Below are 22,696 nucleotides of genomic sequence, written 5' to 3'. Positions count from 1 at the left end.
TCATGGCGCAGTGGACCTCGGCGGTGGGGGCAGCGCAGCTCGCCCGGCTGCTCAAGTCCCAGCAGGACCGCCCGACGGGCGCCGGCAGCCGCCGTCCCCCCGCCTACCGGGCGCTCGCCGACGGCGTGCGGCTGCTGGTCCTGGAAGGGCGGGTCCCGGTGGCCGCCCGGCTGCCCGCCGAGCGCGAGCTGGCCCTGGCGCTGTCCGTGAGCCGTACGACCGTGGCGGCGGCGTACGAGGCGCTGCGCAGCGAGGGCTTCCTGGAGTCCCGGCGCGGCGCGGGGAGCTGGACGGCCGTGCCGGCCGGGAACCCGCTGCCCGCGCGGGGGCTGGAACCGCTGCCGCCCGAGGCGCTGGGCTCGATGATCGACCTGGGCTGCGCGGCGCTGCCCGCGCCCGAACCGTGGCTCACGCGCGCGGTGCAGGGCGCCCTCGAGGAGCTGCCGCCGTACGCGCACACGCACGGCGACTATCCGGCCGGGCTGCCCGCGCTGCGCGCGATGATCGCCGAGCGCTACACCACGCGGGGCATCCCCACCATGCCCGAGCAGATCATGGTGACGACCGGCGCGATGGGCGCCATCGACGCGATCTGCCACCTCTTCGCGGGCCGGGGCGAGCGGATCGCCGTCGAGTCGCCGTCGTACGCCAACATCCTCCAGCTGATGCGCGAGGCCGGTGCCCGGCTGGTGCCCGTCGCCATGGCCGAGGGACTGACCGGCTGGGACATGGACCGCTGGCGCCAGGTGCTGCGGGACGCCGCGCCGCGCATCGCCTACGTCGTCGCCGACTTCCACAACCCGACCGGCGCGCTCGTCGGCGAGGACCAGCGGCGGCGGCTGGTGGAGGCGGCCCGGTCCGCGGGCACCGTGCTGGTCGCCGACGAGACGATGAGCGAGCTGTGGCTCGACGAGGACATGGAGGGGGCGATGCCCCCGCCCGTGTGCGCCTTCGACCCCGCCGGCTCCACGGTGATCACCGTGGGATCGGCCAGCAAGGCGTTCTGGGCCGGGATGCGCATCGGCTGGGTGCGCGCGGCCCCGGACGTCATCCGCAGCCTGGTCGCCGCCCGCGCCTACGCCGACCTGGGCACACCGGTGCTGGAGCAGTTGGCCGTGCACTGGCTGTTCAGCACGGGTGGCTGGGCGCGGGCCGTGGAGCTGCGCCGGGAGCAGGCCCGGGAGAACCGGGACGCGCTGGTGGCCGCGGTGCGGCGGGAGCTGCCGGAGTGGGAGTTCGAGGTGCCCCGGGGCGGGCTGACCCTGTGGGTGCGCGCCGGCGGGCTGTCCGGCTCGCGGCTGGCCGAGGCGGGGGAGCGGGTCGGCGTGCGGGTGCCGTCCGGGCCGCGCTTCGGGGTCGACGGGGCGTTCGAGGGGTATGTGCGGCTGCCCTTCACGGTCGGCGGCGCGGTGGCCGAGGAGGCCGCCGTACGGCTGGCCGCGGCGGCCCGGCTGGTGGAGAGCGGCGGGACCGCCGGGGCGGAGGCGGCACGGGTGTTCGTGGCGTGAGGAGCCCCGGGAGGACCGGCCGGGACGCCGGCGACGGTGACGCCTTCGTCGCGCCTCGCGTCCGTCCGGTCCGCGAGGGGCGGGCCCGCGCGGCCCGCCCCTCGTCCTTCCCGGTGCGCGTGCGGCTCAGGAACCCTCCGCCGCGCCCGCCTTCGCGGCCACCGGCTCCCCGGCCGTCTCGGTGACCTGCTCCGCCGCGACCTCGGGCCCCGGCTCGGCCGGCTCCTTCGGTTCCTCGTCCGCCGGGGTGCTGCGCGGCGGCAGCAGCTCCATGACGGCCTGCCGGTGCGCGTCACTGGTGGCGTCGTCGTACGGGTCGGGCGTCGCCGGGACCTGGAGGCGCAGCACCGGCCCGGCGCCGAGGCGGGCGTAGCCGCGGCCCGGCGGGACGTGGGCGGGCGGCGTGGTGTGCGGCGGGGCGCCCAATACCGTCCGGAGCTGCTCGGGGGTGGCCGGGCCGAGCACGACCCGCGCGCGCGTGTGCTGCCGCACCGCGTCACCGAGGGCGTCCACGGCGTCGAACTGCTCGGCGAGGACCACGGTGACGCCCGCCGCGCGCCCGTGCCGCAGCGGCACCTGGAGCAGGGACAAGGGGTCCTCGGTGCCCTCGGTGCCCTCGGTGGCCACGTGCCCGAGCGCGGTCGGCCGGTCCAGCAGCAGCCACAGGGGCCGCCTGGTGTCGTCCGGCGGCGGGTTGCCCTCCTGCCGGGCGCGGTTGACGGCGATCAGCCGGCGCTCGGTCTCGGCCGCCGCCCACTCCAGCCCGGCCAGCGCCCCGGCGAGGCCGCACTCGACCGCCAGCACGCCGTCGCGGCCGGTCAGGCAGGCGTACTCGCCGGTGCCGCCGCCGTCGACGACCAGGATGTCGCCGTGCTGGAGGGTCTGGAGCGCGATGGAGCGCAGCAGGGTGGAGGTGCCGGTGCCGGGCTGGCCGACGGCCAGGAGGTGCGGCTCGGTGGAGCGGATCCCGGTGCGCCAGACGACCGGCGGGACGTCGCGCCGCTCCTCGCCGTGGGTGAGGGGGAGCGTGCGCTGGACCTCGGTGGGGTCGGTGAAGCCGAGGACCGTCTCGCCCGGGGCGGTGACGAAGCGCTGGGCGGCGATGTCGGTGGGCAGCGGGGCCAGGACGGTGACGGTGAGCTCGTTGCCCTCCTGGTCCCAGTCGAAGTGGTACTCCCGGCCGCGGCCGGACTTGGCGGAGAGCAGGTGCTCCACGCGGGCGCGCGCCTCCGGCTCCCCGTCCGGGAAGTAGGCCGGGTAGCGGACCGCCAGGTGGGAGACCCGGCCCGCGCGGTCGAACTCGAACTCGGGGAACGCCTTGTCCCACGCGCCGCCGTGCGCGTACAGCGGCTCCGGGTCCTCGGCGGTCGAGAAGTACGGCACCAGGGCCTCGTACAGCGACTTCAGCCGCTCCGTGTGCGACTCCCCGGGCTCCTCGGACGTGGCCGGGGCGCGGTCCCGGCCCTGCCAGGCTGCCGCCGCCATCAGCGTGATGACGGCGAGCAGCGGGCCGTACGGCACCAGTGCCACGACCAGGATCACCGAGGCCACCAGGAACAGCAGCGGCCCGCGCTTGTCCTTGGGGGTGTCGGTCCACTTGCGCCGTCCGGCCGCCGCCAGCCGGCGCAGACCGCGAGTGATCGTGATCAGCGGGTGGAGGACGTCGGTGGCGCTGTCGGCCGCCGTCCGGGCCAGCTCCCGGCTCCGGGCGATCTGCGCGCTGCCTGTGCTCAGGATGCGGGGGAGGGGGCGCCGGGCCACTGCGGTCTCCTGGAGGTGCGTACGGGCGGGACGGACGTCAGAACTTGATGCCGCCGAGCAGGCTCGCCAGGCTCTCGCCGCCGGCCTTGATGCTCGGCGCGATGGCGGTGCTCGCCAGGTAGAAGCCGAAGAGCGCGGCCACCAGGGCGTGCGACGCCTTGAGTCCGTCCTTCTTGAAGAAGAGGAAGACGATGATGCCGAGCAGGACCACGCCTGAGATGGACAGGATCATTTGAGTTCTCCTGGTTCGGGGACAGTCACCATGAGTACTTCCAGGCTCACAGGATGTATCCATACGATAAAAGGTGCAACCGGGTGAAATCCGGTGGATTTCGCTCGGCCGGCCGAGTCCTCGCCGGCCAGGCCGAGCTGCGGGGTTGCGCCCGGGCGGGTCCGTAGTGATCTTTACCTCGGGCACATCGGGTCATGTGCCGCGTGAGCCAGTACCCTGGCGATTCACCTGAACGGTTGTAGTGAGAGGCGGTCCGGCCGATGAGTGAAGCCCCCGACCCCGAGGTCGTGGAGCTGGCGACGAAGATCTTCGATCTCGCCCGGCGGGGACAGACGGAGGCGCTCGTGGCGTATGTCGACGCGGGTGTTCCGGCCAACCTCACCAATGACCGCGGCGACTCCCTGGTGATGCTCGCCGCCTACCACGGCCACGCGGAGACCGTACGGGCGCTGCTCGCCCGTGGCGCCGAGGCGGACCGCGTCAACGACCGTGGCCAGACCCCGCTCGCGGGCGCGGTCTTCAAGGGTGAGGAAGACGTCATCCGCGCGTTGCTGGAGGGCGGAGCCGACCCTTCCGCCGGGACTCCGTCAGCGGTCGACACCGCCCGGATGTTCGGCAAGGCCGAGCTGCTGAAGCTGTTCGGCGCGGATTGATTCGTAGCGCCTGATCAGGTAGAACGCACGTTCCGAGCAGGCAGGGCAGAGACCACGGGGGAGGCGGTACGGGGCCGCCGGATATTTCGGTCGCGGCATCGAGAACAGCCGAGTCATCATGACGTCGTGATTCACGGACGCGATGGCTGGGCAGGTGTTGCCGCACCGCGCGGGCCGTGATGCGGTCCGCAAGGGCCACCGACGAGAGGCAGAGGAAGATGGTCTACAGCAAGCATGAGACGGCGGGCGCCCCGACGTGTTGTCACGCGGCCAGGTAATGCGTGTTTCCCGGTTGCGTCGACGCTTGATGTGAGGCTGTTTCCCATGTTCGATCCGGTCATAGCGCCCAGCGGTACGCTGCTCGGCCTGCTCCAGCGGGGCCGCGGCGACGGTACGCTCCACGCGCTCACCGCCCCCCGTGACGAGGCCCTGACGGCCCTGAACCACTGCGTGCTGCGCGACCCCCGCAACGACTGGCAGGTGGAGAACCGCTCCCTTTACTACGCCCGCCTCTACCTCGACCTGAACGGCGGGCTGGACGCCATCGAGGCGCACCTCTTCGACCCCGAGGACATCCTCGACACCGACGAGGCGCGCACCGGGCTCGCCCTGGCCGTCCTCGGCCACCTCGCCTCCTACGGCAGGCGGGACGCCCTCGAACTGCTGCGCAGGTATGCCGCCCACGGCACCAACTGGGCGTGGGCCCTCGACGAACTCGCCCTGCGCGACGACGACGCCGGGTTGCGCGGTCTCGCCGCCCACGTCCTGTCCCGCTTCCCGGCCGGCGCCGAGGGCGACGCCGAGCTGGCCGCCGTGGTACGGGACTCCTTCGAACCCCGGCCCTGGCGGCTGTGGGCCGAGGATCCGCGCGAATGGATCGCCACGCGTGTGCGTGCCGCCCAGGAGACCGGCTGTTTCGACCGCTGGCAGCGGCAGATGCGGCCCTCCGGACCACGCCCCGGCTGGAGCGTGCGCGCGGTGTTCGAATGGGCCCAGCAGGGCCTCGACCGCGGCGCCGCCCTCCACGTGCCGGCCGCCCGCTGCCTGACCGCCGTCGCGGGACCCGAGGACCGCCCCGAGATCGTCCAGGCCGCCAGGGACGGCTCCGACGGCGCCCGCTGCACCGCCCTGCGCTACCTCGCCGACGCCGGCGACCCCGACGCCCTCGACCTGATCGAGGCCGCCGTCGGCACCGGCTCACCCGCCGTCGTCGAGGCCGCCCTCGACGCCTTCGAGCGCATGAGCGGCATCGCCGCCGTCGACCGGGCACGCGGCTGGGCCCGGCGGCCCGACCCGCTGGGCGCCGCCGCCGGGAGGGTGCTCGCCTGCCGCGGCGGGGCCCAGGACAGCGAACTGGTCCTCGGCGCGCTGCGCGAGGCGGTCCGGGGCGAAGGCCCCGACGCGCCGACCCTGTGGACCCTCGTCGACGGCGCCGGACGGCTCGGCATCGCCTGTGCGGCGCCGGTCCTGCGCCACGTCTACCGGGAGACCGCCTCGTCCCACCTGCGCGGCAGGACCGCCCGCGCGCTCGCCGCCACCGACCCCTCCTTCCCCACCGGATTCGCCGTCGAGTGCCTGTGGGACTGCGAGGAGAGCACCCGCGAACTCGCCGCCCGGCACGCCGAGACCGGGGACACCCGCGTGGTGGAGCAACTGCGCCGGCTCGCCGCCGACCCGGCCGAGGAGGCCGAGGTGCAGACGGCGGTCCGCAGCCGGATCGGGCCGGACGCCTCCGCCGTGTGAGCCCGGAAGCTCCGCGCGTGGGCGGACGCGGCCCGGCAGAGGCCGGCCGGTGTGCCGCCGCGTGAACGGCGGCTGACCTGTCGGGCGGACCGCCACGGCCGGGGGCAGCCCAGCCGGGCGCGGGCTCCTGGCGGCCGCGTCAACGTCAGGCACCCCACGGACCCCGCCGGCTCGCCGGCGCCTTCGTCGCAGGCGCCCCCCGGCATGGCCGCGGCCCCGGCGCACTGTCAGCGGCGGCGTACCGCCACGAACCGGACCGGTGTACCGGGGACCGCCTGGGCGGCCGCCGGGAGGTCGGCGGAGCGGACGACCGCGATCACCGGGTAGCCGCCGGTGGTCGGATGATCGGCGAGGAAGACCACCGGGCGGCCGTCCGGCGGCACCTGCACCGCGCCCAGCACCATGCCCTCGCTGGGCAGTTCCCCGCTCCGGGCCCGCTCCAGGGCGGGGCCCTCCGTGCGCAGCCCGATGCGGTTGCTCGCCGCGGACACCCGGTAGGTGCGCGACGTGAACTCACGCAGGGCCCGCCCGGTGAACCAGTCGTCCCGGGGGCCCGGCGTCACGCGCAGCACCAGCTCGGCCGGCGGTGCGGGCTGGGGGGCGGCGTCCACGCGCGCGGGGGGCCCGCCCGGCGTGCCCAGCGGCAGCACCGCGCCGTCCGTGAGCGGCACGGGACCCAGGCCGGAGAGCAGATCCGTGGAACGGCTGCCGAGCACCGGCTCGACGGCGATCCCCCCGCAGACGCCGAGATAACTGCGTACGCCCGCGCGCGCGGGTCCCGCCTCCAGGAGCGCCCCGGCGGGCACCCGCACCGGCGCGCCCCAGGCGGCCGGCCGGCCGTCCACGGTCACCGCGCAGGGCGCGCCGCCGACGGCCACGGTGACGTCGGACCGGGGACGTACGGCGCAGCCCGTGAGGGTGGTCTCCAGGACCGCAGCCCCGGGCCGGTTGCCGACCAGCCGGTTGACGAGCGCCGCAGCGGGGGCGTCCAGCGCCCCGGAGCGCGGCACGCCCAGGTGGGCGTGGCCGGGCCGGCCGAGGTCCTGGACGGTGGTCAGCGCCCCGGCGCGGACGACGGCGAGAGCCCGGTCGGTCATGGCGCGGGCACCTCCGCCCGCGGGACGAACCGCACCCGCGTGCCCGGCGCCAGCAGCGCGGCCGGTACGCGCGTGTGGTCCCACAGCACCGCGTCCGTGCGGCCGATCAGCTGCCAGCCGCCGGGCGACGACCTCGGGTAGACACCGGTGTACGGCCCCGCCAGCGCGACCGCCCCGGCCGGCACCGCGGTGCGCGGCGTGGCGCGGCGCGGGACGTGGTAGCGCGGCGGGAGTCCGGTGAGGTAGCCGAAACCGGGGGCGAAACCGCAGAAGGCGACCCGGAACTCGGTCCCCGCGTGGATGCGGGCGACGTCGTGGGGGGACACGCCCCAGTGCGCGGCGACGTCCGCAAGGTCGGGGCCGTCGTAGCGCACCGGGATGCGCACGACCGTTTCGGGCTGCGGCGGGGCGGGCGGTACCTCGGCGGCCCTCAGGCCGGCGGCGACCCCGCCGGGGTTGGCCAGGCCGTCGAGCAGGACCGTCCGCGCGGCGGGCACGATCTCGCGCACCGTCAGCGAGCCCTCCGCGCGGCGGCGCACCAGCTCGGCGTGGAGCGCCTGCGCCTCCTCGCCGGACGCCACCTCGACGAGCAGCGCCGTGTCCCCGACGGGCAGCACCCTCATGCGAAGGCCTCCACCCGCACGCCCGCCGACTCCAGCCGGGCGCGTACCCGGCGGGCCAGCTCCACCGCGCCGGCGGTGTCCCCGTGGACGCACAGGGACCGTGCGCGGACCCGGATCGTCCCGCCGGACCGGGTGGTGAGCGTCCCGGACCGGGCGAGGCTCACCGACCGCTCCACGACGGCGTCCGGGTCGGTCAGCACGGCACCTTCCTCCCCGCGCGGCACCAGCGTGCCCGCCTCGGTGTACGCGCGGTCGGCGAACGCCTCCGTGACCGCAGGCAGCCCCGCCCGGGCGGCCAGTTCGAGCAGCCGGGAGCCGGGCAGGCCCAGCACGGGCAGTGCGGCGTCCGCCAGCAGCACCCCGTCGACCACCGCGCGGGCCTGCCGCTCGTCGTGGACCACGCGGTTGTACAGGGCGCCGTGCGGCTTGACGTAGGCCACCCGGGAGCCCGCCGCCCGGGCGAACACCTCCAGGGCGCCGATCTGGTAGGCCACCTCGGCCGCCAGCTCGTCGGGCGGCACGTCCATGGCGCGCCGCCCGAAGCCGGCGAGGTCCCGGTAGGAGACCTGGGCGCCGATCGTCACCCCGCGCTCGGCCGCCAGCTCGCACACCCGGCGCATGGTGACCGCGTCCCCCGCGTGGAAGCCGCAGGCCACGTTGGCGCTCGTGACGACGGACAGCAGCTGTTCGTCGTCGGTGAGCCGCCAGCGGCCGAAGCCCTCGCCGAGGTCGGCGTTCAGATCGATCGCGGTCATGGTCCCCTCTTCGTCCTGCTCTGTCAGGCTACGCGGTGCCGGTCATGGGTGTCGGCGAGGAACATCCGGCCCTGGCCCGGCCCCGCGCGGACATGCCCGGGCGGCCGGCCGCGCACCTCGGGGCCGTCCCCGGTGGTGCCGGGGGAGAGGTGCCGCGGACCGCTCACGTCAGCTCCCTTCCGCGGGTCTCGGGCAGCCCGAGCAGGGCGAGCGCGGCGACGCCGTAGCCGATCGCGCCGAAGACCAGCGCGCCCCCCACGCCCCAGCTGTCGGCGAGGAAGCCCACCGCGGTGGGGAAGACCGCGCCCACCGCGCGACCGGTGTTGTACGTGAGGCCCTGCCCGGTGCCGCGCACGGCGGTCGGGTACAGCTCGCTCAGGAAGGAGCCGAAGCCGCTGAAGATGGCCGACATGCAGAACCCGAGCGGGAAACCGAGCACCAGCAGAAGCGAGTTGGCGCCGCTGGGGATGTTCGCGTACGCCAGGATGCAGAGCGACGACAGCAGCGCGAACAGCCAGATGTTGCGCCGTCGGCCCAGCCGGTCGGTGAGGTGACCGCCCGTCAGATAGCCGAGGAAGGCGCCGGAGATCAGGAAGACGAGGTAGCCGCCGGTGCCGACGACCGAGAGGTCCCGCTCCGTCTTCAGGTACGTCGGCACCCAGGTGGCGAGGGTGTAGTAGCCGCCCTGGACGCCGGTGGACAGCAGGATCGCGAAGACCGTGGTGCGCAGCAGGCCGGGCTTGAGGACGGCGGTGAAGGAGTTCCGGGCGGCGCCGTGTTCGCGTACGGCGACGGCCTGGGGCGCGTCCTGCACCCGTCGCCGCATCCACACCACCAGCAGCGCGGGCAGCGCCCCGGTCCAGAACATCACCCGCCAGGCCAGGTCGTCGTCGACGAAGGAGAACACCAGCGTGTAGACGATCGCGGCCAGCGCCCAGCCGACGGCCCAGGAGCTCTGGACGGCCCCGAGGGTGCGGCCCCGGTGCCTGGCGCTCGCGTACTCGGCGACCAGGATGGCGCCCACCGCCCACTCGCCGCCGAAGCCGAGGCCCTGCAGGGCGCGGAAGACGAGCAGCGTCTCGTAGGTGGGCGCGAAGCCGCAGGCCACCGTGAACACGGCGTAGGTGATCACGGTGATCATCAGTGCCTTCACCCGGCCGATGCGGTCCGCCAGCACGCCCGCGAGCGCGCCGCCGACGGCCGAGACGACCAGCGTCACCGTGGTGAACAGGCCGGTCTGCCCGCTGTCCAGGCCGAAGTACGCGGCCAGGGCGACCATGCTCAGCGGCAGCGTGAAGTAGTCGTACGAGTCCAGGGCATAGCCGCCGAACGCGCCGGCGAAGGCACGCCGCCCGCGCGGTCCGAGCGCGCGCAGCCAGCCCAACGGCCCATCGTCGGACGGGCGTTCACCTGTTCCGGAGCGGGTGGCGCCGGCCGGCGCCTTCGGGGGAGGGGTCGTGCTCATGGGCACCTCGCAGGGGGAGGACGGAGGGTGCTTCAGGAGTGAGCCAACGCACAGCAACGTAGAGGATCGTTCAACGATCCCTCAATACCCCTGTTGTTCCGTCCTGCCGCCTGCGCTTGAATTCCGGGCATGGCAGAGCAGTTGACGGACCTCGCCGATGACCGGGCACTCCTCGGGCGCACCAGCACCGCCGAGCGGGTCTCGGACATCCTCAGGAGCCGCATCGCAGACGGCTACTTCCCGCCCGGCACCCGGCTCTCCGAGGACGGCATCGGCGGCGCGCTCGGGGTCTCCCGCAACACGCTGCGCGAGGCGTTCCGGCTGCTCACGCACGAACGCCTGCTCGTGCACGAGCTGAACCGCGGGGTCTTCGTCCGGGTGCTGACCGTCGAGGACGTGGAGGACATCTACCGCACCCGACGGCTCGTGGAGTGCGCCGTCGTCCGGGGGCTCGGCCGGCCGCCCTACGCCGTCGACGCGCTCGCCGGGGCCGTCGAGTCGGGCAGACGGGCGGCGCGCGAAGGTGACTGGAACGCGGTGGGCACGGCCAACATCCACTTCCACCGGGAACTCGTCGCGCTGGCCGGGAGCGAGCGTACCGACGAGCTGATGCGCAGCGTCTTCGCCGAACTGCGGCTGGCGTTCCACGTGGTCGACGAGCCGCGCCGGCTGCACGAACCGTACATCGCGCGAAACCTCCGGATCCTGGAGGCACTGCGGGCCGGTGAGCGGGGGAAGGCCGAGCGCCTGCTCGCCGGCTACCTCGACGACTCGCTGGAACGCGTGGTGGAGGTCTACCGGCGCCGCGTCGGCGAGACCCGGTGAGGGAAGCGGGGGACCGCGCGGCCGGCCACCGCGAGTCCGCGGCCGGCGGACCGCCCCTGTCCCCGGCCGGGTCCGGCGGACCATCCCTGTCCCCGGCCGGGCCGGCGGAGCCGTTCCGTGCCGTTTGGGTCGTTGTCAGACCGAGGACCTAGTCTGTGCACCGTGACTTCGCCTGCATCGACGGACAGCGCTCCGCCCCAGCTCAGCGCGGGGCCGCGCCCCGCCATGGGCCCGGCCGCCGACGAGGGACTGGCGCGGCGGCTGCGCGCGCTCGCCTGCACCGCGCCGCTGCACGACCTCGACGCGCGCAAGGCGAACCTGGCCGGTGAGTACTCGGTCTACGGCATGGCCGAGATCGCCCTCGCCGCCATCGACCTCGTCACCCTGAACATGGACTTCGACACCGGCGCCGACCACGACCAGGTCGTCGCCCGGCTCGTGCCGCGGATCGCCGCCCAGGCCCCGCGGCGGCCCGCCGCCGAGCACGAGCGGGTGGCCCGCTGGGTCCTGGAGAACCTGATCAACGTCGGCAGCGTCGACCGCGGCTTCCGCGCGGTGTACGGCACCTTCGACCCCGACGGCACGTACGTCCGCCGTGACTACGACTTCAAGCTGATCGAGGAGGTCCCCGGCCCCGGCGGCACCGTCTACCTCCGCACCACCGACGAGGCGGTCAACGTCCTCGTCGGCGCCCTCGACACCGATGTCACCAGCGCCCAGATCGCCGCCGAGGTCAAGCTGGAGGTGCTGATCAGCCGCGGCCGGCTCGCCGACGCCCAGCTCGCCGCCGAGCAGGCCCGGTACCGGACCGTGCAGTACTCGGAGACCCTGCGCAAGGCGCTGGACGCCACCCGCCGCAACGTCCGCGCGGTGGACTGGCTCACCGCCGTGCCCGACATGATCGCCGAGGCCCTGGACCACGTGGCCGACCGCTACCGGCACGAGAACGCGATCCTCACCAACATCCGCAGGGCCCGCGACGAGTCCGAGGACCCCGAGCACAAGCGGCGCGCCGCCGAGCTGGTCGACATCGTCAAGGACTGCATCCGCCGCCACACTCAGCTCCAGTCCCGCCTGCTGGAGGCCGGCCCGCTGTTCCGCGCCGAACAGGACCGGCAGGCCTTCGCGACCCCGGCCGCCACCGCCGGGATGGACCTCTACGGCCAGCTCGTCGCCCCGGTCCTGCCGCTGCCGCTGGAGCAGGCCATCCGCGTCACCGACGCCTGGTTCGCCAAGGGCACCGGCCTGCGCACCCCGGCCTCGGTCCGGGTCGGCGACCTCGTGGACATCCTGCTGACCCCGCCGGTCGAGCGGGAGCACCTGGGCGCCGAGATGCCCGAACCCGACCTCATCGCCACCCCGGACGACAGCCGGTTCAGCGAGGAACAGCTCGCCGCCGCCATGGAACTGCTGGACCTCCCGGCCGACGCCCCGCGCCGCCTGTCGGGCCTGCTCGCCGACGCCCGCCGCCAGGACCCCGACCTGCCCTACCTGGTGGCCCTGCTGGCGGTCCACGCGGCCAGCCCGCCCGTCGGCACCGCCTACCGGCAGGGCGAGGAGAAGCTCCTGTTCGCCGTGGACGACGGCACCGAGCTGGACGACCCCGAGTTCGGCGGCGCCGACCTGATCGTCGGGACGGCCCTGCTGGACGCGGCCGGGATGGCGGCGGACAGGACGGAAGCAGCATGAGTGAGCACCACAGCGAGGAGCACCGACCGTGACCGAGCACGTCGAGTGGAGTGAGCCGGAGGCACCCGCCCCGACGGCGCAGACCCCCGTCACCCCCGCCGACGCCGCCGACGCGGCGCGGCTCGTCGCCTTCGGGCTCCAGCCCAAGCTGCTGCCCGCCCGCGACCAGGAGTACGCCGACCTGCTGCGCCGCTACCGCGAGGACCCGCCCTTCGCCCGCCTCGCGGACGCCGTCGCCGCGGGCCTCGGCCTCGTCGTGCTGGAGGTGTCCCCGCGCGCGGGCATGGCCGTGACGGCCGCCGAGGACTCGGTCTTCGCCGTCCGCATGGGCGACTACGCGCGCCGTACCGCCGCCGACTCCGGCGACCGCTTCCTGCACGGGCTGGCCCACCTCGCCGTCGCCGCCATGGCCTACCCGCGCCCCGAGGACCTCGCCGACGACGGCTACATCGGCCGGGTCACCGTCAACGGCGTCGACGCCTTCGTCCGGCAGGCCTGCCGCCGCCTGGAGGAGCGCGCCGCCGAGCAGGGCGAGAACACCGACCCGGCGACGGACGCGCCCGGCCTGGAGGCCGCCTGGCGGATCTGGGCCCGGCGCAGCGCCACCGGCGCCACGAAGGACGCCCGCCGCCCGGCCGCGTCCACCACCGGAATCGTCGCCAAGGCCGTCACCTTCCTCACCGACTCCGGCTTCCTCCAGCGCACCGGCGACGACAACGGCGGCACCTACCGCACCACCGCGCGCTACCAGCTCCAGGTCCGCGACATGGCGGGCGGCGCCGCCATGGCCGAACTGCTGGAGCTCGGCGTCGTCCCGGTCACCGACGGCACGCCGACCCTGATGCCCGCCGAGGAGACCGACGACCTGGAGCTGGTGGCCGACGCCGGACTGCCGTTCCACTCCGGGTGAGCCGCCCGCCCCCACCCTCGACGAACCACCCGTACCTCCCCGATCTGCCGAAGTCTGACGAGAGTCCGCCATGTACGAGCTGTCCCGGGTCCGCCTCTACTCCATCGGACCCGCCGGTGCGCGCTACGCCGACACCGTGCTTGACCTGCGCGGTGTGGGCCGGCCCGTGCCCGACCCCGCACCCGCCCAGGCGGAGTTCTTCGAGGAGGAGCCCGTCGGACCGCCCCGGCGCCCCGCGCCCGCCGGCGTGCTCTTCCTGGAGAACGGCGGCGGCAAGTCCGTCCTGCTCAAGCTGATCTTCTCGGTGATGCTGCCGGGCCACCGCAACACCCTCGGCGGCGCCAGCTCCGGTGTGCTGCGCAAGTTCCTGCTCGCCGACGACTGCGGCCACGTCGCCCTGGAGTGGCAGCACGTGCAGACCGGCGAGTGCGTCGTCGTCGGCAAGGTCAGCGAATGGCGCGGGCGGCAGGTCTCCAACGACCCGCGCAAGTTCGCCGAGGCCTGGTACTCCTTCCGGCCCGGCCCCGGACTGACCCTGGACAACCTGCCGGTCGCCGAGTCCAACGCCGTACGGCCGCCCGTCGAGGGCCAGTCCGGCGCACAGGGCCGCCGCCGCACCATGAAGGGCTTCCGCGACGCCCTCACCGAGGCCGGCAAGGCCTACCCGCACCTGGAGGTGCACTGGGAGGAGATCCACGAGCGCTGGACCGAACACCTCGGTGAACTCGGCCTCGACCCCGAACTCTTCCGCTACCAGCGCGAGATGAACGCCGACGAGGGCGAGGCCGCCGGCCTGTTCGCGGTCAAGAAGGACTCCGACTTCACCGACCTGCTGCTGCGCGCCGTCACCGACACCCGCGACACCGACGGCCTCGCCGACCTCGTCAGCGGCTTCGGCAACAAGCTGGGCCGGCGCGCGGAACTGATCGCCGAACGCGACTTCACCGCCGGGTCGGTGGACCTGCTCGGCCGGATCGTCGAGGCCGCCGAGACCCGCTCCCGCGCCCGGGACGTGCACGCCGGCGCCGAGCGGCGCACCCGCACCCTGGCCCGGCGGCTGTCCGCGCGGGGCGCCCAGGAGCGGGTGCGCGCCGCCGACCTCGCCCAGCGGGTCACGGCCGCCGCCTACGCCGTCACCCACGCCGAGACCGCCCGCGAGCGCAGCGCCCTGATCACCGCCGAACTCGCCTACCGGCACGCCTCCCTGGCGCTCGCCGCCGCCGAGAAGGCCGCCGCCGCGCAGAAGCGCGAACTCGCCGACGCGCGCACCCTGCACGCCGCCTGGCAGGCCGCCGAGGCCGTGCTGCGGCACCGCGCCGCCGCCGACCGGGTCGCCCGCGTGGCCGCCGCCATCCAGGAGGCCGAACAGGACGCCGCCCCCGCGCTCGCCGCCCGCGCCAAGGCCGCCGTCGACCTCGTCCGGGCGCTGCACGCCGCCGCCGAGAGCGCCGAGAACCTGGCCCACGAGGAGGAGGAGCGCTCCGCCGCCCTCCAGGAGGTCAGCGACTGCGCCTACCGGGACTCCACCGCCGCCGCCACCGAGGCCCAGCGCGCCCGCAGCGAGGCCGGACACCTGCGCCAGCGGCTCACCGAGGTCGAACAGGAGACCGCCGAGGCGGTCCGCGCGGGCTGGCTCGACGACAGCGCACCCGACGCCGACCCCGCGCGGGCCGCCCTCGCCGCCAGCGACGCCGAGAAGTCCGCCGTCGCCGCCTGGGACACCGCGCGCGAGGCCGCCCGCCGGGCCGCCGAACACGCGCGCGAGGCGGCCTCCGCCGAGTCCCGCGCGGAGCTGACCGCCGCCCGCGCGGCCGACGCCGCCCTCGCGGCCGGGCGGGCGTACGAAGGGGAGCGGCGCACCGCCGAGGCCCTGGCCGCCGAGGAACGGCTCGCCGAACTGCTGAGCCTGCCCGGCGCCCCTGCCGGATCCCGGGCCCTGGTACCGGGACCGCGCACCGGCTCCCCCGAGGAGGAGGGCGCCCGCCCCGCGGGCACCCTCACCGCGGAGGAGCTGGACCGCTTCGCCGACGAACTGCGCGAACTCCTCGACGACGCCGTCTCCTCCGCCGAACGGCAGCTCTTCGAGCTGCGCACCGCCGCCGCCGACGACGCCCGGATCCTCGGCGCGCTCGGCGACGGCGGGCTGCTGCCGCCCGGCCCCGACGTGCTGGCCACCGTGGAGTTCCTGGGCGAGCACGGCATCCCCGCGCTGCCCGGCTGGCGCTATCTCGCCCAGGCAGTCGACCCCGCCGACCACGCGCGCGTCCTCGCCGCCCGGCCCGAGCTGGTCGACGGCGTGATCATCACCGACCCCGGCTCGCACGCCCGCGCCCGCGAGGCACTGAGCGACGCCGCGCTGCTGCCCCGGTCCGCCGTGGCCGTCGGCACCGCCGCCGCCCTGCTCGCCCCCACCCCGGCCGCCGACTCAGCCGACAGCGGCGTCTTCCTCGTCCCGCCGAACCCGGCCATGCACGACGAGCACGCCGCCGACGAGGAGCGGCAGGCGCTGCGCGCCCGGGCCACGGAGCGCGACGCGGAGATCCGCACCCTCGCCGCCCGGCTCGGCAAGGACCGCGAGCTGGCCGCCCGGCTCGCCTCCTGGCGCACCGGCTGCCCCGCCGGACGCCTCGCCGAACTCGCGTCGGCCGCTCAGGAGGCCCGCGCGTTCGCCGAGGAGGCCGAGGCCGAGCTGGCCGAGGCGCGCACCGTCCGCGCGGAGGCCGAGGAGACCGCGGCCGAGGCGGCCCAGGTCCGCGACGAGAAGCAGGAGGCCGCACAGCGGGCCCGGCGCGCCGCCGACGCCCTCGCCGGACTCGCCTTCCGGCTGCGCGAGCGGGCCGGCTGGCAGGCGAAGCTGCGCGAACTCGCCGACGAGGCCACCGAGTCCGAGGCCCGCGCCCAGAGCTGCCTGGAGCGGGCCCGCGCCGCCGACGAGGACCGCCGCGCCGCCCAGCGCGCCGCCGATGACGCCCGCCGTACCGCCCGCGCCCTGCGCGCCGAGCGCTCCGAGATCGCGGGCGCCCCCGACGACGTGCCCGAGGACGACTCCGCGGCACCGCAGGCGTCGCTGCCCGCCCTGCGCGAGGCCTACCGCGCGGCCTCCCAGGTGTACGAGAAGGTCGGCGTCGGCGCCGACCTGCGCGCCGAGCAGGCCCGCGCGGAGAGCGACGAGAGCGCGGCGCGCGCCGAGCTGGACCGGCTCAGCAACAAGGTCCGCACCCGCGCGGAGCAGCTGCTCCAGTCCCCCGACGGGGCCGACGGGCCGTCCCGGCAGGCCGCCGCCGCCCGCGCGGAGGAGCTGGTGCAGCTGCTGGAGACCCGCATGTCCAGTGCCAGCGAGCAGCTGGGCCGGCTGCGCGGTGAGGCCGAACGGCACGCCCCCGAGGACGGCGAGGCGCACACCGAGCTGCCCGAGGAACTGGTGCCGCGCGACGCCGAGCATGCCCAGGCGCTGCTGCGCACCGCCACCGCCGAACTCGCCTCCCGCACCGAGGCACTGGCCCGGGCCCGGGAGGCGCACGCCGAGCTGCTGGCCGCCCACCGCGCCGCCGAGGACGCGGCCGGCGGCTTCGACGAGATCGCCGCTCTCCTGCGGGACCTGTTGCGCGAGCCCGCCGGTGAGGAGGACCAGGAGCAGCCCGAGCCGTATCCGGGCGGCCTGGAGGAGGCCCGGCGGTCCGCCGCCGAGGCGCGCCGGTCGCTGCGCGGCTGCGCCGCCGACCTCTCCGCCGCCGAGGCCGCCGTCCGCGAGGCGAGCGACGTCCTGGTCCGGCACGCCAACTCCACCCGCTACGAGCAGGTGCGCACCCCCGCGCGGCAGCAGATCCGCGAGCTTCCCGCGTCCGCCCTGCCCGAGCACGCCCAGCGCTGGGCCGAGGCCTTCGCGCCCCGGCTGCGCGTCCTCACGGACGAGCTGGCACAGCTGGAGCGCAACCGGGACTCGATCGTGGACCGGCTGCGCGGACTGGTCGAGTCCTCCCTCGCCACCCTGCGCTCCGCGCAGCGGCTGTCCCGGCTGCCGGAAGGGCTCGGCGAGTGGTCCGGGCAGGAGTTCCTGCGCATCCGCTTCGAGGAACCCGACCAGGCCACGCTCACCGAACGGCTCGGCGAGGTCATCGACGAGGCCACCCGTGCGGCGGTCAGGAAGAACTCCGACCTGCGCCGCGACGGCATGTCCCTGCTGCTGCGCGGGGTCGCCGCGGCGCTCCAGCCGAAGGGCGTCGCCGTCGAGATCCTCAAGCCGGACGCGGTGCTGCGCGCCGAGCGGGTGCCCGTCGGCCAGATGGGCGACGTGTTCTCCGGCGGCCAGCTGCTCACCGCGGCCATCGCCCTGTACTGCACGATGGCCGCCCTGCGCTCGAACGACCGGGGCCGCAGCGACAAGCACCGCCACGCGGGCACGCTGTTCCTCGACAACCCGATCGGCCGGGCCAACGCGACCTACCTGCTGGAACTCCAGCGGGCCGTCTCGGACGCGCTTGGCGTGCAGCTGCTGTACACGACCGGTCTGTTCGACACCACGGCGCTCGCCGAGTTCCCGCTGGTCATCCGTCTGCGCAACGACGCGGACCTGCGGGCGGGCCTGAAGTACATCAGCGTCGAGGAACACCTCAGGCCCGGCCTGCCCAAGCCGTCGCAGCCGGGGGAGGCGGGCCACAGCGAGATCACGGCGACCCGGATGTACAAGCGCCCGGCGCCGAGCCTGCCGTAGGCGCGGCCGTGGTGCACCGCCGGCCCGCGCCGCGGTCCGGCGGGGCGCCTTCGGCCCGCACAGGGCCGCTGACGCTGCCGTAACGGTGGAGTGAAGCCGTACCCGTGGAGGTGGAGCCGTGACGGTGGAGCGCATCCGTACCGGTGTGGTGAAGCCGGGACGGTGGAGCGAAGCCGCATCGCGGGCACGGTGTGCTCCGCGGACGACCTCGCGTCAGAAGCCGCGGCCCGTACGGCGCGACACCCCGGCGCCCGCCGCCACCGCGCGCCTGTCGAACCCGGGCAGCCGGCCGGCATGCAGCCGGTACACCGGCCCCGAGACGCTGATCGCGGCGAGACCTCGCCGTCGTGGGCCCGCCCGGACAGGCGCGGCCACGGCGGTGAGGCCCGGCTCCGGCTCCTCGACGGTGACCCCGTGACCCTGCTCCACCACGGCCCCCGGCTCGCCGCGCAGCGTGGCCGGCCCCGTGCGCAACCGCCTACCCGACGGCGGACGAGTGGCGCCGCCGCTGCGGAGAGGGCCGGGACCGCGCCCTCACGGATGCGACAACTGCTCGGCGCCGCCGGGCCGGTGTATGCGACCCTGCACCCGCTCGGCGGCCCGGGCCTGCCGGCGCACCCGGCGCCGCTCGCGGCGCAGTGCGCGGGCCGTGCTGCTGGGCGTCGACACGACGCCGTTGCGCTGGTTCCACACCTGGCGGGTCACCCATACGTCGAGCACGGCCCACGTGGCGGCCACTGTGCTGGCCACGCTGCTGAGGACCATCGGGAAGGCCAGCCAGGACCCCGCCAGGGTGCTCAGCAGCGCCACCATGGCCTGTATCAGCGTCAGCGCGATGACGAGCACCGCACGCACGGCCGCCGTACGGACCGGGTCGGGCAGCCTGCGCCGCTTCGCGGGCTCCTCGACCCACAACGGCCGGTACTGCGGCCGCTCCCGACCGCCGTCCGGATCGCCGGACACGAGGGCACCCTCCGTGCCCACGACCGCCTCGCTCCGCTCCGCCGTGCCCATCACCGTGTCACTCCCCACCGCCAGCAGACCGCTCGCTCCCGGTCCGAAGACCCGGCTCCCCAACGGCTGCCCGGCTTGCGCTGTTTTACGCCGCCCGGGCGCGGGACACGGCTCCTGTGGCCGATTCCGCCCCCATTCCCGTCATGAAGGACGAACAGCCCTCCCCGAAGATTCCCGAAGATCGCTCGTGAACGAAAAAATCCGGCCAATCGTCCGGTCACACCCGTCGCTTCCGGCTGCTCGGACACCACCCGATTCGGGGAGGCAATCTCCCGCAATGACCGGACAACTCCCCATGTCCCGTACGCAGTACGGAAGTTCGGCTTCCGGAACGGTCTTCGAGTTAGCCGTTCGTCGGTAGTAGGCTCGCGCCGTTTGTTGACGCACATGTGTGCCCCCTGCCGGTGGGGGTCGAGCTGGGGGAGGCCATGCGCTTTCGCGGGAAGTCCATCCGCCGGAAGATCGTGGCGCTGCTTCTCGTGCCGCTGGTGTCCCTGACCGCGATCTGGGCCCTGGCGACGGTACTCACGGGCCGTGAGGCGGGCCGGCTGTTCAGCGCGTCGTCCCTCGCCGAGCAGATCGCCTACCCCGCCGAGGACACCGTCCGCGTCCTCCAGCAGGAACGCCGCCAGACCCTCGTCCATCTCGCCGATCCCCGCGCCTCCGACGGCCTCGCCGCCCTCAGGCGCAGCCAGGCCGCCACAGACGCGGCCATCGCCGAGATCCGCCGCAACGCCGAGGACGCGGACGTGCGCGACGCCCTGGGAGAGGCCGGCAGCGAGCGGCTGACCGCCGTACTGGACGCCTTCGACGGCATCGGCTCACTGCGCGACAGCGTCGGCGACGGCACCGTCGACCGCGCCCAGGCCTTCACCCTGTACAACCGGCTGATCGATCCGTGCTACGCGCTGCTGGCCAACCTCCACGTCGTCGACGACGTGGACCTGGACACCCAGTACCGGGCACTGGTCAATCTCTCCCGCGCCCGCGAACTCCTCGCCCGCGAGGACGCCCTGCTCGGCTCCGCCCTGATCGTCGGCAGGCTCTCCCGCGACGAGGTCCGCCGGATCTCCGACCTCATCGCCCAGCGCACACTGCTCTACGACGTCAACCGGTCCCTGCTGCCGACGGCGGAACGCGACCGGTACGAGAGCTTCTGGAAGAACGCCGACACCGCCCCCCTGCGCGTGGCCGAGGAGGCCGCCGTCAAGCACCGGTCCGGCACCCCGGAGGGCGTCACCGCGCAGAGCTGGGACACGGCCGCCGGGAAGGTCCTCGACAAGCTGGGCACCCTCGACGACGAGGCGGCCGACCGCTACCAGCAGCGGGTCGACCCGATCGCCACCGCCGTGATCGTGAGGTCCGTCGCCGCCTGCGCGCTCGGCCTGATCGCCCTGCTGGTCTCCCTCTTCGTCTCCGTGCGCATCGGACGCGGCCTCATCCGCGATCTGCGCCAGCTGCGCCTGGAGGCCCACGAGGCGTCCGGGGTGCGGCTGCCCAGCGTGATGCGGCGGCTGTCCGCGGGCGAACAGGTCGACGTGGAGACCGAGGTGCCGCGCCTGGAGTACGACAAGAACGAGATCGGCGAGGTCGGCCAGGCCCTCAACACCCTGCAGCGCGCCGCCGTCGAGGCCGCCGTCAAGCAGGCCGAACTGCGCGCCGGGGTCTCCGAGGTCTTCGTGAACCTCGCCCGCCGCAGCCAGGTCCTGCTGCACAAGCAGCTGACCCTGCTCGACACCATGGAGCGCAGGACCGAGGACACCGAGGAACTCGCCGACCTGTTCCGCCTCGACCACCTGACCACGCGGATGCGCCGGCACGCCGAGGGCCTGGTGATCCTCTCCGGCGCCGCGCCGTCCCGGCAGTGGCGCAAACCCGTCCAGCTCATGGACGTCGTGCGGGCCGCCGTCGCCGAGGTCGAGGACTACGAGCGCATCGAGGTCCGCCGCCTGCCGCGGATCGCCGTCACCGGGCCGGCCGTCGCGGACCTCACCCACCTCGTGGCGGAACTCCTGGAGAACGCGACCGTGTTCTCCCCGCCGCACACCGCCGTCCAGGTGGTGGGCGAACGGGTCGCCAACGGCTTCACCCTGGAGATCCACGACCGGGGCCTCGGCATGGCGGCCGACGCGCTCCTCGACGCCAACCTCCGGCTGGCCGAGACACCGGAGTTCGAGCTCTCCGACACCGACCGGCTCGGCCTGTTCGTGGTCAGCCGGCTCGCCCAGCGGCAGAACGTCCGCGTCTCGCTCCAGCCCTCCCCGTACGGCGGCACCACCGCCGTGGTCTTCATCCCCGACACGCTGCTGACCGACGACGTCCCGGACACCAACGGCATCGGCTTCCGCCTGGACCGGCCCCGGCCCGGCCAGGACACCGAGGCCGGCGCGGGCCGCCGCCCCGCGCTGTCCCACGCGCCGGTGCAGCTGCCCGGCCTGCCCGCCTCGCTGCTCGACGGGCCGGTCGAGCTGGAGGCGCCGGTCGACCTCGACGCGATCGGGGACTTCCCCGGCGTGCTCGACGGCGAGGAGAGCGAGAACGGCGGACTGTTCCGCCCGCGCCGCTCCCTCCTGCCCGCGGACGAGGAGCCGCCCGGCCGCCCCGGCGGACGTCACCACGCCCCTCCCTCCCGCCCCCGCGGCGTACCCGTGGGCGACGGCACCGACGAGGACGACCACCTCGACGCACCCGTCCCGCTGCCCCGCCACCGCACGCCCAAGCTGGTCAGCTCGCACGGGCGCCCGGTCACCGGACAGCGCCCCCGCCGCCCGGACCCGGAGGACGAGACGGCGGCCGGCCCGCGCCGCCCGGACCCGGACCGCACGGCCCCCCTGCCGACCCGCCGCCGCGGCAGCTCACCACTCGGTCGCGCCGGCACCCCGCCGGGCCACCGCGACGACCGCCCGGACTCCCCGGACCACGTCGGCCTCCCGTCCCTCCCGGCCCGCCGCGAGGGCCGCGACGGCGGCGCGAACCTCCGCGACGACAGGGGTACGGCCACCGGCACCCCGGGCACGGGCGCGAACAAGGACACCGGTTCCACCGCACTGCCCCGCCGGGTGCGTCAGGCCAGCCTCGCACCGCAGCTCAGGCGGGAACCCGCACGCCCCACCGACGACCGGGCGGCGCCCGCCGAGCGGGACGCCGACGAGGTCCGCAGCCGTATGTCCTCGCTCCAGCGGGGCTGGCGGCGCGGCCGCGAGGAGAACGCCGCGGGCGACGACGCCCGGAGCGGCACAGCACCACGAGGAACGACTAAGGGGGACGGTCGATGACCGCACCGAAGGCGACCGACCACGCCACCACCGGCAGGACCGGCGAGCTGAACTGGCTGCTCGACGACCTGGTGGACCGCGTCGCAAGCATCCGCAAGGCCGTCGTCCTGTCCGGCGACGGGCTGGCCACGGGGGTCTCCAAGGACCTGAGCCGCGAGGACGGCGAGCACCTGGCCGCCGTGGCCTCCGGATTCCACAGTCTCGCCAAGGGCGTCGGCCGCCACTTCGAGGCGGGCGACGTCCGCCAGACCGTGGTGGAACTGGACGAGGCGTTCCTGTTCGTCACCGCCGCCGGCGACGGCAGCTGTCTCGCCGTGCTCTCCGACGCCGACTCGGACATCGGCCAGGTCGCCTACGAGATGACGCTCCTGGTCAAGCGGGTCGGCCCGCACCTGGCCACCGCCCCGCGCACCGACCTGCCCGCGGGCGGGTAGT

18 protein-coding genes are annotated in these 22,696 nt (G+C 75.1%); 9 read left to right on the top strand and 9 right to left on the bottom strand.

What is annotated here, in order from left to right; translation table 11 throughout:
• Positions 1 to 2: 2 nt before the first annotated feature.
• Complete coding sequence (locus SGLAU_RS05610; protein ID WP_043498877.1) at positions 3 to 1,508, top strand: PLP-dependent aminotransferase family protein; 1,506 nt, start codon at positions 3 to 5, stop codon at positions 1,506 to 1,508.
• A gap of 126 nt (positions 1,509 to 1,634) precedes the next feature.
• On the opposite strand, the gene SGLAU_RS05605 is transcribed toward SGLAU_RS05610, so the two are convergent.
• Together SGLAU_RS05605 and SGLAU_RS05600 are read right to left on the bottom strand one after the other, a co-directional pair.
• The gene (locus SGLAU_RS05605) at positions 1,635 to 3,269 is read right to left on the bottom strand and encodes a membrane protein (RefSeq protein WP_043498875.1); all 1,635 of its coding nucleotides are present in this window, start codon (positions 3,267 to 3,269) and stop codon (positions 1,635 to 1,637) included.
• 37 nt (positions 3,270 to 3,306) lie between these two features.
• Positions 3,307 to 3,501, bottom strand: coding sequence for a hypothetical protein (locus SGLAU_RS05600; RefSeq protein WP_015661880.1), 195 nt, complete (start codon positions 3,499 to 3,501; stop codon positions 3,307 to 3,309).
• 260 nt (positions 3,502 to 3,761) lie between these two features.
• On the opposite strand from SGLAU_RS05600, the gene SGLAU_RS05595 reads away from it, so the two are divergent.
• Positions 3,762 to 4,154: an ankyrin repeat domain-containing protein gene (locus SGLAU_RS05595; RefSeq protein WP_043498873.1), complete on the top strand. Its 393-nt coding sequence runs from the start codon at positions 3,762 to 3,764 to the stop codon at positions 4,152 to 4,154.
• A gap of 324 nt (positions 4,155 to 4,478) precedes the next feature.
• Entirely contained in the window at positions 4,479 to 5,897 is a 1,419-nt protein-coding gene (locus tag SGLAU_RS05590) for a HEAT repeat domain-containing protein (RefSeq protein WP_043498871.1), read from the top strand.
• Between the two features lie 227 nt (positions 5,898 to 6,124).
• Here the strand turns inward: SGLAU_RS05590 and SGLAU_RS05585 are convergent, their stop codons facing one another.
• The 5 genes from SGLAU_RS05585 to SGLAU_RS05570 are packed head-to-tail and all read right to left on the bottom strand — an operon-like array spanning position 6,125 to position 9,837.
• On the bottom strand, positions 6,125 to 6,994 hold the full coding sequence (locus SGLAU_RS05585; RefSeq protein WP_043498870.1) for a biotin-dependent carboxyltransferase family protein: 870 nt from the start codon (positions 6,992 to 6,994) through the stop codon (positions 6,125 to 6,127).
• Positions 6,991 to 7,617 (bottom strand): 5-oxoprolinase subunit B family protein, encoded by a 627-nt coding sequence (locus tag SGLAU_RS05580; RefSeq protein ID WP_043498868.1) that lies wholly within the window; start codon positions 7,615 to 7,617, stop codon positions 6,991 to 6,993. Before SGLAU_RS05580 ends, SGLAU_RS05585 begins: the two co-directional genes overlap by 4 nt.
• The gene (locus SGLAU_RS05575; protein WP_043498865.1) at positions 7,614 to 8,372 is read right to left on the bottom strand and encodes a LamB/YcsF family protein; all 759 of its coding nucleotides are present in this window, start codon (positions 8,370 to 8,372) and stop codon (positions 7,614 to 7,616) included. The genes SGLAU_RS05580 and SGLAU_RS05575 overlap by 4 nt, the downstream gene beginning before the upstream one ends.
• A gap of 23 nt (positions 8,373 to 8,395) precedes the next feature.
• Complete coding sequence (locus SGLAU_RS35190; protein ID WP_159072767.1) at positions 8,396 to 8,539, bottom strand: hypothetical protein; 144 nt, start codon at positions 8,537 to 8,539, stop codon at positions 8,396 to 8,398.
• Positions 8,536 to 9,837, bottom strand: a complete 1,302-nt coding sequence (locus SGLAU_RS05570) for an MFS transporter (protein ID WP_043498864.1) — start codon at positions 9,835 to 9,837, stop codon at positions 8,536 to 8,538. The genes SGLAU_RS35190 and SGLAU_RS05570 overlap by 4 nt, the downstream gene beginning before the upstream one ends.
• A 129-nt stretch (positions 9,838 to 9,966) precedes the next feature.
• Here SGLAU_RS05570 and SGLAU_RS05565 point away from each other — a divergent pair, with 129 nt between their 5' ends.
• The 4 genes from SGLAU_RS05565 (at position 9,967) to SGLAU_RS05550 (ending at position 17,972) form a co-directional block, all read left to right on the top strand.
• On the top strand, positions 9,967 to 10,662 hold the full coding sequence (locus SGLAU_RS05565) for a GntR family transcriptional regulator (RefSeq protein WP_043498863.1): 696 nt from the start codon (positions 9,967 to 9,969) through the stop codon (positions 10,660 to 10,662).
• A 162-nt stretch (positions 10,663 to 10,824) separates the two neighbouring features.
• Positions 10,825 to 12,351 (top strand): hypothetical protein, encoded by a 1,527-nt coding sequence (locus SGLAU_RS05560; RefSeq protein WP_043498861.1) that lies wholly within the window; start codon positions 10,825 to 10,827, stop codon positions 12,349 to 12,351.
• A 28-nt stretch (positions 12,352 to 12,379) separates the two neighbouring features.
• A complete protein-coding gene (locus SGLAU_RS05555) occupies positions 12,380 to 13,261 on the top strand; it encodes a hypothetical protein (RefSeq protein ID WP_043498858.1) in 882 nt (293 codons plus the stop codon).
• 70 nt (positions 13,262 to 13,331) lie between these two features.
• Positions 13,332 to 17,972, top strand: coding sequence for a hypothetical protein (locus tag SGLAU_RS05550; RefSeq protein ID WP_043498856.1), 4,641 nt, complete (start codon positions 13,332 to 13,334; stop codon positions 17,970 to 17,972).
• 213 nt (positions 17,973 to 18,185) lie between these two features.
• On the opposite strand, the gene SGLAU_RS05545 is transcribed toward SGLAU_RS05550, so the two are convergent.
• Together SGLAU_RS05545 and SGLAU_RS05540 are read right to left on the bottom strand one after the other, a co-directional pair.
• Positions 18,186 to 18,446, bottom strand: coding sequence for an IclR family transcriptional regulator C-terminal domain-containing protein (locus tag SGLAU_RS05545; RefSeq protein WP_052413638.1), 261 nt, complete (start codon positions 18,444 to 18,446; stop codon positions 18,186 to 18,188).
• Positions 18,447 to 18,506: 60 nt separating this feature from the next.
• Positions 18,507 to 18,986: a hypothetical protein gene (locus tag SGLAU_RS05540; protein ID WP_078957611.1), complete on the bottom strand. Its 480-nt coding sequence runs from the start codon at positions 18,984 to 18,986 to the stop codon at positions 18,507 to 18,509.
• Between the two features lie 428 nt (positions 18,987 to 19,414).
• Here SGLAU_RS05540 and SGLAU_RS05535 point away from each other — a divergent pair, with 428 nt between their 5' ends.
• The gene (locus SGLAU_RS05535; RefSeq protein ID WP_043506325.1) at positions 19,415 to 22,261 is read left to right on the top strand and encodes a nitrate- and nitrite sensing domain-containing protein; all 2,847 of its coding nucleotides are present in this window, start codon (positions 19,415 to 19,417) and stop codon (positions 22,259 to 22,261) included.
• Entirely contained in the window at positions 22,258 to 22,695 is a 438-nt protein-coding gene (locus SGLAU_RS05530) for a roadblock/LC7 domain-containing protein (protein WP_043498854.1), read from the top strand. Before SGLAU_RS05535 ends, SGLAU_RS05530 begins: the two co-directional genes overlap by 4 nt.
• Position 22,696 lies beyond the last annotated feature (1 nt).

Source organism: Streptomyces glaucescens (assembly GCF_000761215.1).
GTDB classification, from domain to species: Bacteria; Actinomycetota; Actinomycetes; order Streptomycetales; family Streptomycetaceae; genus Streptomyces; species Streptomyces glaucescens_B.
The sequence above is the reverse complement of the archived record's forward strand: the minus strand, read 5'-3'. Positions and strand labels throughout refer to the sequence as shown.